The organism is Vibrio sp. WZ-1, assembly GCF_052037695.1.
GTDB lineage: Bacteria > Pseudomonadota > Gammaproteobacteria > Enterobacterales > Vibrionaceae > Vibrio.
Map to the genome: position 1 here is coordinate 35,803 of NZ_JBQEQR010000081.1, position 15,366 is coordinate 51,168.

General features: G+C 45.6%; 13 protein-coding genes and 1 pseudogene. 6 read left to right on the top strand and 8 right to left on the bottom strand.

Annotation, left to right across the window (positions count from 1 at the left end; translation table 11 throughout):
- Positions 1-23 precede the first annotated feature (23 nt).
- From ACTS60_RS18260 to copI, 3 genes are all read left to right on the top strand, one after another.
- On the top strand, positions 24-1,730 hold the full coding sequence (locus ACTS60_RS18260; RefSeq protein ID WP_440889394.1) for an efflux RND transporter periplasmic adaptor subunit: 1,707 nt from the start codon (positions 24-26) through the stop codon (positions 1,728-1,730).
- Positions 1,731-1,732: 2 nt separating this feature from the next.
- Positions 1,733-4,912: an efflux RND transporter permease subunit gene (locus ACTS60_RS18265; protein ID WP_440889395.1), complete on the top strand. Its 3,180-nt coding sequence runs from the start codon at positions 1,733-1,735 to the stop codon at positions 4,910-4,912.
- A gap of 78 nt (positions 4,913-4,990) precedes the next feature.
- Complete coding sequence (copI, locus tag ACTS60_RS18270) at positions 4,991-5,557, top strand: copper-resistant cuproprotein CopI (protein ID WP_440889396.1); 567 nt, start codon at positions 4,991-4,993, stop codon at positions 5,555-5,557.
- A 78-nt stretch (positions 5,558-5,635) separates the two neighbouring features.
- Here the strand turns inward: copI and ACTS60_RS18275 are convergent, their stop codons facing one another.
- Positions 5,636-6,163, bottom strand: coding sequence for an autotransporter domain-containing protein (locus ACTS60_RS18275; RefSeq protein WP_440889397.1), 528 nt, complete (start codon positions 6,161-6,163; stop codon positions 5,636-5,638).
- A 151-nt stretch (positions 6,164-6,314) separates the two neighbouring features.
- Here ACTS60_RS18275 and ACTS60_RS18280 point away from each other — a divergent pair, with 151 nt between their 5' ends.
- A complete protein-coding gene (locus tag ACTS60_RS18280; protein ID WP_440889398.1) occupies positions 6,315-7,223 on the top strand; it encodes a LysR substrate-binding domain-containing protein in 909 nt (302 codons plus the stop codon).
- A 105-nt stretch (positions 7,224-7,328) separates the two neighbouring features.
- Here the strand turns inward: ACTS60_RS18280 and ACTS60_RS18285 are convergent, their stop codons facing one another.
- Together ACTS60_RS18285 and ACTS60_RS18290 are read right to left on the bottom strand one after the other, a co-directional pair.
- Positions 7,329-7,859, bottom strand: coding sequence for a hypothetical protein (locus ACTS60_RS18285; RefSeq protein WP_440889399.1), 531 nt, complete (start codon positions 7,857-7,859; stop codon positions 7,329-7,331).
- Positions 7,860-7,960: 101 nt separating this feature from the next.
- Entirely contained in the window at positions 7,961-9,292 is a 1,332-nt protein-coding gene (locus ACTS60_RS18290) for a ferredoxin reductase family protein (protein ID WP_440889400.1), read from the bottom strand.
- Positions 9,293-9,502: 210 nt separating this feature from the next.
- Between ACTS60_RS18290 and blaCARB the strand changes: the two genes are divergently transcribed.
- Complete coding sequence (gene blaCARB, locus ACTS60_RS18295; protein WP_440889401.1) at positions 9,503-10,354, top strand: CARB/PSE/RTG family carbenicillin-hydrolyzing class A beta-lactamase; 852 nt, start codon at positions 9,503-9,505, stop codon at positions 10,352-10,354.
- 66 nt (positions 10,355-10,420) lie between these two features.
- Here blaCARB and ACTS60_RS18300 read toward each other — a convergent pair whose 3' ends face one another.
- From ACTS60_RS18300 to ACTS60_RS18315, 4 genes and pseudogenes are all read right to left on the bottom strand, one after another.
- The gene (locus tag ACTS60_RS18300; protein WP_440889402.1) at positions 10,421-10,993 is read right to left on the bottom strand and encodes a GNAT family N-acetyltransferase; all 573 of its coding nucleotides are present in this window, start codon (positions 10,991-10,993) and stop codon (positions 10,421-10,423) included.
- A gap of 7 nt (positions 10,994-11,000) precedes the next feature.
- Positions 11,001-12,164 carry a MerR family transcriptional regulator gene (locus ACTS60_RS18305; protein WP_440889403.1) on the bottom strand — a complete coding sequence of 388 codons (1,164 nt, stop codon included), beginning with the start codon at positions 12,162-12,164 and terminating at the stop codon, positions 11,001-11,003.
- A 144-nt stretch (positions 12,165-12,308) separates the two neighbouring features.
- A pseudogene (locus ACTS60_RS18310) lies at positions 12,309-12,494 on the bottom strand (NUDIX hydrolase); the annotation flags it as partial.
- A 259-nt stretch (positions 12,495-12,753) separates the two neighbouring features.
- A complete protein-coding gene (locus ACTS60_RS18315) occupies positions 12,754-12,906 on the bottom strand; it encodes a hypothetical protein (protein ID WP_440889404.1) in 153 nt (50 codons plus the stop codon).
- A gap of 270 nt (positions 12,907-13,176) precedes the next feature.
- Here ACTS60_RS18315 and speG point away from each other — a divergent pair, with 270 nt between their 5' ends.
- Positions 13,177-13,704: a spermidine N1-acetyltransferase gene (speG, locus tag ACTS60_RS18320; RefSeq protein WP_440889405.1), complete on the top strand. Its 528-nt coding sequence runs from the start codon at positions 13,177-13,179 to the stop codon at positions 13,702-13,704.
- A gap of 335 nt (positions 13,705-14,039) precedes the next feature.
- On the opposite strand, the gene ACTS60_RS18325 is transcribed toward speG, so the two are convergent.
- Positions 14,040-15,158, bottom strand: a complete 1,119-nt coding sequence (locus tag ACTS60_RS18325) for an OmpP1/FadL family transporter (RefSeq protein ID WP_440889406.1) — start codon at positions 15,156-15,158, stop codon at positions 14,040-14,042.
- Positions 15,159-15,366 lie beyond the last annotated feature (208 nt).

The window sequence follows — 15,366 nt, forward strand, 5'->3', positions numbered from 1 at the left end:
AAACGGGAAAATAAGGTATAAAAATGAAAACATTACAAGTAGCAACCATCGCACTGATTGTTGGTGGAGCTTTAGGGTTTGGTGCTAATCATTTTCTTGCGGGTTCAACTCATGACATGAGTGCAATGGGTGGCGAATCGGCTACCAGTTCCAACGACCCTCTCTACTGGGTTGCTCCAATGGATCCAAACTACAAACGCGACAAACCGGGCAAATCTCCGATGGGGATGGACTTGATCCCTGTTTACGCTGAAGACTTATCTGGTGAACAAAATAAACCAGGGACAGTTACGATTGATCCGTCAGTAGAAAATAACCTAGGTGTAAAAACCGCGAAAGTAACGCTGGAAAAATTATCTCCGCGCATTGAGACCGTCGGCTATATCGCCTTCGATGAAAGCCTATTGTGGCAAACCAACGTGCGTGTTGCCGGTTGGGTTGAGAAACTCTACATCAATGCCGTTGGTGAAAAAGTGAAGAAAGGCGATGTGCTTTTCACCCTGTATTCACCAGAGTTGGTTAAGGCACAAGAAGAATTGCTGAATGCTTACCGCACTGGTCGCAATGGTTTAGTGAAAGGTGCAACAGAGCGCTTGGTGACGCTTGGTGTAGACCGTGGTCAAATCAAATCCATCACACGCAGCGGAAAAGCCTCTCAAACCATTGAAATTAAAGCACCGGCTGACGGTGTCATTGCAAGCCTAAACGTCCGTGAAGGTGGCTACCTGTCCCCTGCACAAGCGGTGATTAGTGCTGGTCCGCTGGACAATGTTTGGGTTGATGCGGAAGTCTTCGAGCGCCAAGCACACTGGATGAAAGCTGGCTCTCAAGCCACGATGACTCTAGATGCGATTCCGGGCAATGAGTGGCAAGGCGTGGTGGATTACGTGTACCCAATCCTCGATCCGAAAACACGTACGTTGCGTGTGCGCCTTAAATTTCCTAACCAAAATGGCGCATTAAAGCCAAACATGTTTGCCAACATCGCGTTGCAGCCTGTTACTGAAGACGCGGTATTAACCATTCCTAAATCATCCGTTATTCGTTCTGGTGGCATGACTCGCGTGGTTCTGGCAGAAGGTGACGGCAAATATCGCTCAGCTCGAATTGAAGTCGGCCGTGAAGCGGGTGAACAAATCGAGGTATTACAAGGTCTTAAGCAAGACGACAAGATTGTCACCTCATCACACTTCATGCTCGATTCTGAATCAAGCCAATCTGCGGATCTGTCTCGCATCAACGGCGTAGAGCCTGCGGCAGAAACAGCGTGGGCAAAAGGTGAAATCACAGATGTGATGAAAGATCACCGCATGCTGACTATCAACCACCAACCTGTACCAGAATGGGATTGGCCGGGTATGGTAATGAACTTCACTTTTGCTGATAGCGTTGAGATGGGCGACTTGAAAAAAGGTCAAGCCATTGAATTTGAAATGCAAAAGACAGAATCTGGTCAGTACCAAATCATTGATTACAAAGCGGATAACAGCATCATTGCAACAGAAGTCTGGTTAACAGGTGACATCACTATGCTAATGGCAGATTTTGGCATGATCACTTTAAATCACCTGCCAGTTGCTGAATGGAGCTGGGAGGCAGGCGAGATGAACTTCTCGGTCGGTGACGAAGTGGATTTATCTGGCTTTGAAGAAGGACAAAAAGTTCGCTTTCTAGTTGAAAAACAAGGATCTGACTACGTTCTTAAACAGCTAGAGGCAGTTGAGGGATAATTATGATCAGTGCAATTATTCGTTGGTCACTCAACAACCGCTTTTTAGTGTTGATCGCGACCTTAGCCCTTGTATTAGGCGGACTTTACAGTGTAAAGAATACGCCTGTTGATGCGATTCCGGATCTTTCTGATGTTCAAGTGATCATCAAGACGAGCTACCCAGGTCAAGCCCCTCAGGTCGTCGAGGATCAAGTTACTTACCCACTCACAACCGCAATGCTTGCCGTTCCGGGAGCAGAAACAGTTCGTGGTTACTCTTTCTTTGGCGATTCGTATGTTTATATCATTTTCAACGATGATACCGACATGTACTGGGCACGTTCACGCGTGTTGGAGTACCTAAGCCAAGTAGCACCAAAGCTTCCACCTAGCGCCAAACCGACCTTAGGCCCTGATGCAACGGGTGTGGGCTGGGTTTACAGCTACGTTCTCCAAGATAAAACTGGTAAGCACGATTTAGCTGAGCTTCGTAGTCTACAAGACTGGTTCTTGAAGTACGAACTGCAGACGGTTGAAGGCGTATCTGAAGTCGCGACCGTGGGCGGTATGGTGAAGCAGTATCAAGTGCAGATTGATCCTGCCAAGCTGCGTGCGTACAACCTCACGCTTCAGCAAGTTAACATGGCGATCCAAAACGGCAACCAAGAAACCGGTGCGTCCGTTATTGAAGTGGCCGAAGCTGAGCATATGGTTCGTACCACAGGTTACCTAACCAGCATTGAAGACACCAAATCACTGCCTCTGAAAGTGACTGAAAAAGGCACTCCGCTACTACTAGGCGACATCGCAGACATTAACCTTGGTCCACAAATGCGTCGTGGTATCTCAGAGTTGAATGGCGAAGGTGAAGCCGTCGGTGGTGTTATCGTGATGCGCTTTGGTGAGAACGCAAGTGAAGTCATTGAAAAAGTGAAAGATAAGCTTTCTGAGCTACAACGAGGTCTGCCAGAAGGTGTTGAAATCGTTGCGACTTACGACCGTTCGACTCTGATTGACGCAGCGGTAGAAAACCTATGGAAGAAGCTTGCAGAAGAGTTCATCGTCGTCGCAATTGTGTGTGCGTTGTTCCTATTCCATATTCGCTCTTCATTGGTTATCGCTCTGAGCTTACCTGTCGGTATTCTTACTGCGTTTATCGTGATGCATTGGCAAGGCATTAATGCCAACATTATGTCCCTTGGTGGTATCGCGATTGCCATTGGCGCCATGGTGGATGGTGCAATCGTTATGATCGAAAACGTTCACAAGCACATTGAACGAACGCCACTGACCGATAAAAACCGATGGCAAGTCATCAGTAAGGCGGCCGAAGAAGTCGGCGCTCCGCTGTTCTTCTCATTGCTGATCATTACTCTAAGCTTCGTGCCTGTGTTCGCCTTGGAAGGTCAAGAAGGCAAGATGTTCTCGCCGCTTGCGTTTACTAAAACTTACGCCATGGCTGCGGCCGCTGGTTTGGCTATCACGCTTGTTCCTGTACTTATGGGCTACTTCATTCGTGGTAAAGTACTACCTGAGCACAAGAACCCAATCAACCGTGGCTTGGTCGCGTTGTACCGCCCGCTGTTGAACACCAGCTTAAAATACCCTAAGACCATGATCGTTATCGCCTTAGGTCTTATGGCATCGGCATACTACCCAACCAGCAAGCTAGGCAGCGAGTTCATCCCACCGCTGGATGAAGGCGACTTGATGTACATGCCAACAACCTATCCGGGTATCTCGATCGGTAAGGCGCGTGAGCTGCTACAGCAAACCAATAAGCTGATCAAAACCGTCCCAGAAGTACAGACGGTATGGGGCAAAATTGGTCGTGCAGAAACCGCGACCGACCCTGCACCTCTAACTATGATTGAAACCGTGATTCAGTTGAAGCCCCGCGATCAATGGCGTGAAGGGGTAACGACAGAATCACTACGCAAGGAGTTCGATGATCTGGTTCAGTTCCCTGGATTGACTAACGCTTGGGTAATGCCAATCAAAACGCGTATCGATATGCTAGCAACGGGCATCAAAACCCCAATCGGCATTAAGATCGCGGGTCCTGATCTGAAAGTGATTGAGAAGATCGGTTCTCAGTTGGAACCAATTCTTAATGGCGTTCAGGGTACAGCATCGGTTTACGCAGAGCGTGTGGCAGGTGGTCGCTATGTCACAATCGACATTAAGCGTCGTGCGGCGGCTCGTTACGGCTTGAGCATTAAAGACGTTCAGCAAGTTGTCTCCACCGCAGTGGGTGGCATGAATGTGGGTGAAACCATCGAAGGCTTGGAACGTTACCCGATCAACGTTCGTTACCCACAAGACTACCGTGACTCGGTGGTAAAACTGCAAAACCTACCGTTAGTGACTCCAAATGGCGCTCGTATCGCACTGGCTGACGTAGCAGACATTCGTTACGAAGACGGTCCTCCAATGATTAAGACAGAAAACGCTCGCCCGAACGGCTGGGTATTTGTCGATATCGATGGTCGTGACCTTGGCTCTTACGTCGTAGAAGCGCAACAGGTTGTTACTGATCAATTGGAACTTCCTGCGGGTTACTCGCTGGCTTGGTCTGGTCAATACGAATACATGGAGCGTGCAAAAGACCGCTTGAGCGTAGTGGTACCAATCACCATCGCCATCATTATGCTGCTGCTTTACTTCAGCTTCCGTCGCGTTGGCGAAGTGATGATCATCATGCTTACCCTGCCGCTCGCGATGGTCGGTGGTTTGTGGCTGATGCATATCCTCAACTACAACTTCTCGATTGCCGTAGGGGTCGGCTTTATTGCCCTAGCCGGTGTCGCGGTTGAAATTGGGGTCATCATGCTCGTGTATCTCAACCAAGCTTGGCACTACAAGAAGCTAGATGCGGAAGAGAGCCAACAGAAGCTTGAGGCGAAAGACCTAACCGATGCCATTCGTGAAGGTGCAGGCCTGCGTGTTCGCCCAGTAATGATGACGGTACTGACGGTCATTATTGGCCTAATCCCAATCATGTACGGCGAAGGGACCGGATCGGAAGTAATGCAACGTATCGCCGCGCCAATGATTGGAGGTATGGCATCAGCACTGCTACTGACGCTATTAGTACTGCCAGCCATCTTCAAGCTGTGGAAACAACGTGAGTTGCGCCAAAGCAATGCGACTAATCACCAAGCTAGCACACAAGCTAGTGATGTAAACAACAACGCTTAAACCCTACCTTCCCCTCAAACCCTCGATTTTGAGGGGAAGCAACCAAATTATTAATGAATTAAAACAAGGACTTAAAAGATGAAAAAGACACTAATCACTCTGGCTCTAGCTCTTACAACAACGACCGCTTTTGCACAAATGGATCATTCAAACATGGACCACGGCAATATGGATCATAGCAATATGAAGCATGAAAACATGGACCACGGCGACATGAAGATGGACCACAGTAAAATGGACCACTCTAACATGATGGGTATGCCGGGTATGTCTGCGGTAGGTATGCCAGCAAAAGGCGCAAAACCAGACAAAGTCGTACACGTTATCTTGGGTGACGACATGACAATCAAGTTCAAGAAAGACGTTAAGATTGAGCCAAATGACGTCGTACAGTTTGTGGTAATGAACACAGGTAAAATCAATCATGAATTCACTATCGGCTCTGCGAAAGAACAGCTAGAACACCGCGAAATGATGAAGAACATGAGCGGCGACCACATGCACGATTCAGGCAACGCAGTCACGGTGGAGCCGGGTAAAGCCAAGCAATTACTGTGGCACTTCCACGGAGACAACAAGGTCGAGTTCGCTTGTAACATTCCAGGACACGCAGAAGCGGGAATGGTTAAAAAGATTGAACTGTAAATAAATATCTAAATAGACAAAGGAGCTGACAGTTCAGCTCCTTTTTTCTATTTGACTCAATAACAGTGAGGGGGAAACTCAGAAGTTATAAGCCGCCATCACGCGAATTGCGGTTTCCTCTTCTTCTGAAAAGCTCAGATCTTCATCTATTTTGTACCCCTCAACAATTAATCCGACCTTGGCAATATCGACTTTAATACCTACTGTTGGCGTAAAGCTGTTCTGGTTGAATGAGTCCACATATTCACCTGTCTCTTCCTCGAAATACTCAATCTCGACATTGTTGTAGTTCAAGCCAATACGAGGGGTGATCGCAAAAGCACTACTCAACCGAACTTCATACCCCAAAGCGGTGTGTAGCCCCCACACTTGCTTCTCAGCCCAATGAGTTCCAACATGTTCTTCCTCTCCACTATCAAAAGGCACATTAAAACCAATCGACCAATTTAAGTTTGGTAACACTTCTGCTCCAATCTCGATGCTTAAAACCTCATGGTCGTCCATAAATGTCACTCCCCCCGCCACAAAGGGGTCGCTCTCTTCTGCAAATACAGGATCACTACTTAAGAGCACCAAAATGAATAAGCCAAACACTTCTTTAAGCATGACACCTCCGGGTAGTGAATACATTAATTTATCACTATCAGATTACGTGGATTCCATGCGCATTTTTGAAGGTTAAGAAGCTCAAATTTGAACCTTTGAACGCCACACAATGTCGTACCTAACGACAAAAATTTATAATCTAAGGCACGTTGTGAAACACTCGATAGACCTAAATCTTTACCGCTTTTTAAACTTGATCTTCGAACAGAAGTCGTTACCTAAGGTGTGCCACACACTCAACATCAGCCGTGCAACATTTAACCGACAGCTAGCAGATTGTCGGGAGCAGTTTGGTAATGAGTTATTTATCGCAACCAAAGGGCTTTATCATCCCACGCTATTTTGTAGTCAGTTAATGCATATTATTGACGAACCACTAGAACAGCTCGAATCGGCCCAGACTCAAGTCAATGTTCTAGAATCAGCAACTCAGCCAAAAGAGTTTCGCTTTTTTATGCCAAATCCACTCAGCGCTATCCTCACTACTCCATTACTTGAACTTCTCAATCAACGCGGCAATATCGCAGATTTCTCGATGGTTGATTGGAACCTAGAAGGCATCGAATTCCCTAAAGCGGGGTCACTTGCTGTTGGCATTTCTGGCTATCCATCAGTAATGAATGAACGCGTGGTAGAACGAAAGATAGGCGAGCTGGGGTTATTCCTCTACACCTCGACAAACAACGCCTTGTCGCAGCGGGAAATCATTGACATACAACAGCTGCAAGGAGAAAAGCTAGTGAGAGTATCCATGGGAGGACTAGACGATACGCCCTACTATAACAGAATAAAACGTCAACTTGGCTTCACACTATCAAGACGCTTAACCGTACCGTCAGTTCATGCTGCGCTAGATTGGCTGACGAAGACTGACTATGTGCTAATTTGCTTGTCGCTACCTGATTCAGCCTTACCGAAAAACATAAAAAAAATCCCGCTGATACAAAACAACGTGCAAATGTCCTTCGATATCGGTCTGCAGTTTCATCGGGGTTATTACCAGCACCCAACGATGATGAAGTTAGAAAAGCATTTATCAGAGATTTTGACGGGGTTGTAACCATAATCGCGGTCACAGTCTGGCTCAGAGAAACAAAAGGCCGCCCGTAAAAGGCGGCAAAACAAGCAGAATTATAAAGCAGTGAAATAAGGGGAATGTCAGACGTTAGAAGTTGAAGCTCAGCGTTGCTCTCACTACGTCTTCTTCGAACTTTTTATTGGTCATAGGGTTAATTGCCGAATCATTGATCTTCCCGTAGTCTACCGTTAGGCCAACCATACGCCAGTTAACTGTACCGCCTATTGAGGCATAAATATTATCGATGTTCATGCTCTCGCTAGAGTGCTCGCCGCTCTTGATGTCTACATCAGCGTTGAAGTAGTTCAGGCCGATCTTTGGAATAATATCGAATTCAGCGATTTCGAAACAGTAACCAACATTCGCATACATCCCCCATGCGTCTTGGTCATTGCTTTCTGACATATCGACGGCATTGTCACCAAAAAAGACGCCACCGCCAGTCACAATGTTGTTGCCTAGGTCACGGCTGTAGCCTAGAGCGAACATTTCGTTGCCACCAACAAATGTTGCACCTGCCTCAATCGAATTATTGCGCCCTTCAGCCAGTACTTGACCAGAAGCTGCTAGAGTTGCCAATGTCGTTAGCGCTAGAATGCGTTTTGATGTGATAATCATCTTTACTCTCTCGGTTTGGATTACCTAACTACCCTAACCATTTCTGACTATCGAAATTGAGGCTTAATAAACTCATCACTGAGCTAACCTATTCTTGACACTTAACGCATAATAAATAGCTCTTCGTGATAACTTTTATCAACATTAAATTGATGTGCAGCTAACTCTTTTTTCAGTGTTTTTGAAAACACTTCTGGCCCACAAAAATACATTTCATACTGGTTCAAATCACCACACTGTTTCGCAATACGTTCAGCATTTAAACGAGGAGAGTGCTGTGTATCTATCACACTAAACTTCACTCCTGCTTCATGCACTAGGTGCCACAGTTTATCCGTCAGCTGCTCATCAATACCTCGAACGCAGTAAAACAGGTGAATATTGCCACGACGTGGTTGTTTTTTTAGGGCATCTAATGCCGAGAAGAAAGACGCAACACCTACGCCACCAGCAATCCACACTTGTGGCTTGGAGAGATCAAACGTCAAGCGACCATATGGCCCTTCAACTCTTACACTCTCACCCACCGTCACTCGTTCATGCAAGCCAGTGGTAAAATCCCCCAACTCTTTGATCAAGAATCGTAGTTCACCATCTTCACTGCCGGATACAATAGTAAAGGGATGCGGGTCCTCATTTCCGAAACGCAAGTAAGCAAATTGCCCCGCGTTGTGACCGTGCCAAGAAACATCTGGCTTCAGCACCAGTTCCATCACTCCCGCTTGTGGGAAGTAATGAGTGGCAGTCACGGTCGCGAGATGTTGGTTACGACGGCCAACAAAGCCAAACAAACTGTAAAGAGCGGCAATTGATCCAACAATGACAAAAGCGACTGTGAGGTAGAAGACAGGCTCTCCCCAGTAAGCACGTTTTATCAATAAGACGGAATGCACTGCGACTAGCAAGTAGACGACCGACATCAAGCGATGAGAGAGTCGAAATGGCTTATACTTCACCACTCCCCATAAAGAAATCACTACCAAAATCAGCAGCAGGTAAAAACCAATTTCACCGAAGCTTTTTCCTAGATCCTTTATGCTATGAAACCACGCTTCTATGTTGGAAAAGTTGTTGATGCCCAAAGCATTGTGGTGCTTTGCTGGCTTTTCTAGTACCCCAGCCTCAACCAACCATTTAGGTACTTTATACCAAAGCCAATGCACGACACCGAGACTAGCGCCAGCGATCCCCAACCATTTATGAATTCGATAGGCTTTATCCATACCATGCAGCCAGTTTTCAACTACAGGCAAGCGCATCGCCAACACCATGGCCATCGACATCATCATCAGCGACAAAATACCTGAGTATTGGATCATGGCAGAACGCCATTCAAACACATTGGTTGAAGAGAAAAGCTGTGACTCCATTACAAACCATAATAAGGACATCACAGCGATCATTGCCCAAATAATATTGCGGACTATTTTCATGATTGGTTACTCGGTTAATTGACAACTTTACTTTAGCTATCCACATGTAAAGCAACGCCAATAAACGTAAAAGCAGGTAAAGCTTGGCATATGCAAAGATTCCTACAGAAAAAAGACGAAAATCTAACAGTGATTAGAGCATTCACTCGTTATAGTGCTCCAACTTCTCGCAAAGTGCGAACCTGATTAAATAACACTAAGAAATCGATAATGAAAAAGCTATTGCTGTTATTTGGATTACTGGCCTTTTCTAGCGCGACTTACGCTGCCCAATTAAATGAGGATCTAGCCGCCATTGAGCAACATATCGGGGGTCGCATTGGAATTTCTGTTTGGGATACAGAAACAGATGAGATTTGGGATTACCGTGGCGATGAACGCTTTCCAATGATGAGCACCTTCAAAACCCTTGCCTGTGCGACCATGCTAAAAGACATGGACAGTGAAAAACTCGATAAGAATGCAATCGCAACAGTAGAAGAGCGTAATATGGTCGTATGGTCACCAGTAATGGACCGTATGGTCGGCCAAACCACACGTATTGAGCACGCGTGTGAAGCGGCAATGCTAATGAGTGACAATACGGCTGCAAACATTGTATTGCGAAGCGTTGGCGGCCCACGAGGCGTGACCATGTTCTTGCGTTCTATCGGTGATAAAGCAACGCGTCTTGACCGTTTTGAACCAAGATTAAATGAGGCGAAGCCGGGCGACAAGCAAGACACCACAACACCTAACGCCATGGTAAACACCTTGCACACGTTATTAGAAGGTGACGCGTTGTCATACGAATCTCGCATTCAATTAAAGATCTGGATGCAAGACAATAAAGTTTCTGATTCCTTAATGCGGTCTGTGCTGCCAAAAGGGTGGTCGATTGCCGATCGTTCTGGTGCTGGCGGGTTTGGATCTCGCGGTATCACTGCCATGATCTGGAAAGAAAACCACAAGCCGGTTTACATCAGCATCTACATCACTGAGACCGATTTATCGCTGCAGGCCCGCGACCAAGTCATAGCTCAAATCAGCCAATTAGTGTTGGACGAGTACAATACTATTTAATACTAAAATGCTAACTTCAAGATTTAAAACGGGGCTTTTTGGGCTCCGTTTTTATTGCGTGTAATTTTACCAGTAAGCAGGGCTATCCAAACCTTGCACGCAAGAGGATGTGCCTTGGATTGGGGTCAACTCACCTGTCAGTGATTGTGCCAACCAACCGTGTGGAAAACTCAAAGTATGAGGCGCTTTGAACTGCGCTTCCGTCACTTGTTGGAAACCAACGCGCGAGTAGAAATTAGGATCGCCGCAGGTAAACACCAACTTGATGCCTTGTTGCTTCAAGTGTTCAAGACCAAAGTTAATCAAAGCTTGCCCTACGCCTTTACCTTGGCACTCTGTTAGTGTTGCCATTGGAGACAATAAGTAACCCACTTCACCATTCTCAAAGCGTAGCCGTGTAAACAACACGCCTGCGATCAAGCGTTCACCTTGTTTCGCAACAAAGCCTTTCAGTTCTTGCTCTGACGTTGTAGCTAACAAATCGCCGACCAGTGCACCAATGGTTTTGCCTTCTGCTTCGCCTTCCGAGTCAGAAAACGTTCGAGTAAACAAAGCGATCATCTCGCTGCTCAAGCCGCTCTCGTATTGAGAAAATGTGTAGTTTGTTTTTTGAGTATTTTGATTTAATGATTCGTTCATTTTTCTATCAATCTTTTTGTAAGATATACATCTGATACGCTACTTCACTACCGCGATGTTTAACGATATCTAATTCAACTTGTACATCTTGTAATGCTTGCGATGTTGGCATTTCAGTTTTCAAGCTTTGCACACGTTCATCTAACGGAATGTAGTAGTTATCCCATGCCTGTTGGCTAATTGGGAACGTCTCTAACACTCGGTAGCCTGCAGCTTTCGCCTGCGCTATGCGCTTCTCGACGTTGCCCATATCTGGGTACTCTTTTTGCCAGAATGCCACCGTATCTTCGTTTGGTGTGTTTGTATTCCAAACCAAGTCACTCATCACTAAGATACCGTCGTCTCTAAGCAATGGACGCCATGCTTTGAATGCATTCTCCACGCCCATGATGTACGCACTGCCTTCTGCCCAAATCAATTTGGTCGAGCCTTCTGCAAACGGCAGTTCAGTCATGCTGGCACACACCGTGGTGATATTGTCACTTAAGCCAAGAGCTTGAGCTTTGCCTTGCAAACGCTTCAAAGACGGCTCGTCGTTATCGACCGCGGTAACATGTGCGTGTTTTGCCAAAGTACGAGTCGCAATGCCCTGCCCGCAGCCGATTTCCAGTATTTCATCAGGTTGAGTTGGTATTAGGCTCAGTGCTTTCAATGTATCTTGCTCTGAACCTGGCCCCCAAAACTCCAAGGCTTCATATACGCGGAAGAAGTCCGCCATGTAGTCGTCGTGAGTATTCATATCTTTTGATAACCAACGTAAGTGAAGGGCTTCTTTCTCGCTAAAACCTTGCGTCATCAACCATTTCAAGTGCGCATCCGGCGCGACTTCATCCAACGATTCATGCCAATCGGTTAACGGTGTTTCGCCAAGCAGTGCCGCCAACAGCTGGCGCGATTTCTGCTTTTGCTCAATCTCTTCATCGAGCTGCTTAAGCCTTTCCAACATCAACTGGCGATCTACTTTGGCTTCCAAACAGGCTTTACACTCCTTGAGCGTCAGTCCGCCACTCTGCAATTGCTGAATCAAACGCAAGCGTTGTAGATCCGCATCACTATAAGCGCGGTAGCCATTGCTTAACCGCTGTCCTTTGATGAGCTCAATCTTCTCGTAATAGAGCAATGTAGTGCGAGACAAACCCAGCATCTCTGCCAGTTCCGATATCCGATACATGTAATTTTCCTCAGCGCTGATGAAAGCATCTTAAACTGTAGAGTTATAGACAGGTCAACATGAATTGTAGAAAAAGATTCAAAAAGCAAAACGCCCACAATACATTCGCATTGCGGGCGTTTTTATTCTGTTCGTGATTTGGGGTTATTTCACTAGCCCTTGCTCAACCAACTTCGGGAAAACATCATTGCGGAAAATCGTGCTGATCGCGATGTCATCCACGTTTGAAGAATCTACCCATCGGCACTCTTCAATTTCGTTGCTGGCATTTGCCTAACTAGAATAAGCATGAAGGAAGAATAAACTCATAGCCAAAGTTATGCCATCTTTGATGACTACCACATTTCTGACTTAAGTGCATTCATATAAAACTTGTCATTTTTCGAATCCTAGCGTAGCTATGTGTGAGGGTATGTAAGAATTATTAAGGCTAGGAAAGCTAAGATATATCGTAAGAATGGTCGTACAGCTGCTTTGAGAGAATAGAATTGGTATAGATTTTAGAGGGATGAATTAGGAACTATTCCAGAAAATAGGCACAAAAAAAGGCAGCTCGTGAGCTACCTTTTTTGCAAGTCAGCAAATTAAATTATGCTTTCTTAACATCTTTAGCTGGGTAAGTTAGAGTTGCTTCACCAGCTTTAACGCGCACGTAAAAACCGCCGCTGCTTAGACCTGTAACAATCATTTCACCTAGATCGATACCTTTAGTAGCTACTACTACGTCACCGATTGAAAACATATTTAATACCTTGTTTATGTAGATTATGACCTTAAGTCGTTGGCCGTATTTAATCTGAAATTACACCCTTAACCTAATCAGGTTTTTTGTCGTTATGATTAACGTTTATTATCGCCATACCCCTTGTTTTTACAGGCTTTGTCAGGGGTTGATAGAGATCGCTTTTACGCATTAACACTCAAATAAGTAAAGGGGTGAATTCCCTCTAATGAGCTAAGATGACGCAATCATAATTACCTTTGTATGCTTTTTTCTATCTGGAGAAAGACAATGAAAAATGGTCTCACTATTCGTGCTTTAGAACGTTCGGACCTGCGATTTATTCACGATCTTAATAATAACCGTAATATCATGACGTATTGGTTTGAAGAGCCATATGAATCGCATGACGAATTAGAAGAGCTGTATCGAAAGCACATTCATGACGACGCAGAACGCCGTTTTGTAGTGGAAGATGAACATGGTGTATTAATTGGTCTGGTAGAGTTGATTGAGATTAACTACATTCACCGTAGTGCTGAATTCCAAATAATTATCGCACCAGATCATCAAGGGCGAGGCTACGCCGAAGAAGTGATCAATCGCGCTCTGGATTATTCATTCTCAATTCTTAACCTTCACAAAATCTACTTGCTCGTTGCCTTAGACAATGAAAAAGCGATTCACCTTTACCAGAAATGCGGTTTTATTGAAGAGGGGCATTTAGTACAAGAGTTCTTTATCAACGGCAGTTACCGCGATGTGAAGCGCATGTATATCCTGCAAGACCAATACCGTACCAATTTTGAAATCAAATAATCCGTCAACGCAGCCAATTGGCTGCGTTTTACATCTATACCCAAGTAACCTCGAGATGCTAGGTTCAGCGAGAATGACTTGGTTTGTAGACGCGGCGGCGATTTAAAGGTCTAGTGGTTCTAAATCAAGAATCGGCAACAAAGTATACAAGCCAAGGCAACTCGCCCTTTGGGAGCGTTTCATTGCCCCGATTACTGCGTCAAACAACTTGGAAAGAGCTGGCTATTACGCTGCGTTGTTTTCCTTGAACTCGGGACAATGACAACGCTCTGAATCCTGCATCTTGAAGTCACTTGGGTATAATCAAACAATGTCTCGATTGAACTAATGCCGGATTATTGGTTTTTCCAGCTGTAGCCAATACTCAGGAAGTACAGCGCTGGGTCGTCAAAGCTTGCAACGGGAATACCCGCCATTTTTACTTCAGACGATTCAATCAACGTCGCTTCAAATGCAACAGAGACCGAACTTGCTTCATCAATCTTGTAGTCAATACCTGTACCTAAACGGTAAGCATTACCTGAAGGAATGGTTAAATCACCATTGGATTGATCTGCAAACATACTAGAGTCAAACGCAACACCAGCGTTCCACGTCACCTTGCTGTTGACCTTATATTGCGTACCAACCGCAATTTGGTAAGTGTCTTGCGTCTCAACATCCATCAGTGTTTGGTAAGCACTCCAATCTTGCCAGTTCACGTTACCCATGATCGCAAGCTTTTCGTCGATTTCATGGTAAGCACTGAACACCAGTTGTTGAGGGGCTACCGCACTGGCCGCGAAGCCTTTATCTTCGAACTCAAATTCGGTTTCATTCGAGTAAGACAAGCCTAAGCGTGTGCCTGAGTTCAACTCGTAAAGCACACCCACACGACCATTAACTTGAGTATCCGTATCTTCAATACCACCAGCCAACGAAGTACCATCAATCTTCACATCCATATCAAGAATACCGTAATGAATGCCTAACGCAGCACCCACAGACCATTGATCGTTAATACGGTAAGAAGCAGAGGGCTGAACGGTCAAGGCTTGAGTGATGGCATTTGGAATATCGATACGGCCGAAGAGCTTGTCATATTCCAGACCTAAGCCATAGTTACCATACATACCGATACCAAGTGTCCACTTATCGTTCACTTGCTGGCTGTAGAATGCAGAACCAAGCGGTACGTAACCAATGATGTTACCCGCGTCACTACCACCAACGGTGTCCAACGTTGTATCCCCATACAAGCTGATTAGATGGCCAGAGAATGACTGTCCGGCGACATTCGACAAGCCAGCAGGGTTTGCCGCCATTACCGAAGCATCTTGTGCTCGTGCAGCCATACCCGCAGATGCCAAGCCGATGTCTGTGGTAGAAGTCTCATACAAGTACAGACCTCCCGCTTGTGCTGCTGTACATGAGAGAAGGGATCCCACAGCAACGATTTTGGTAAGATTTTTCATGTTATTTTTATTCCACTTTAGCTAACTTGATGCGTCTTCCCCCTCCCTTAAACAACAGGCAAGCAAAACAAACTTTGGGTGAATTAAGGTAAGAATATTCGACGCTTCATAAAAACTAAGGGAAAGGATAATAGGAAGTTCTATCACCTATGGTTATATGCATTATAACCTTGTGTTTAACTAGCTGAGATAAAACAAAAAACGCAGC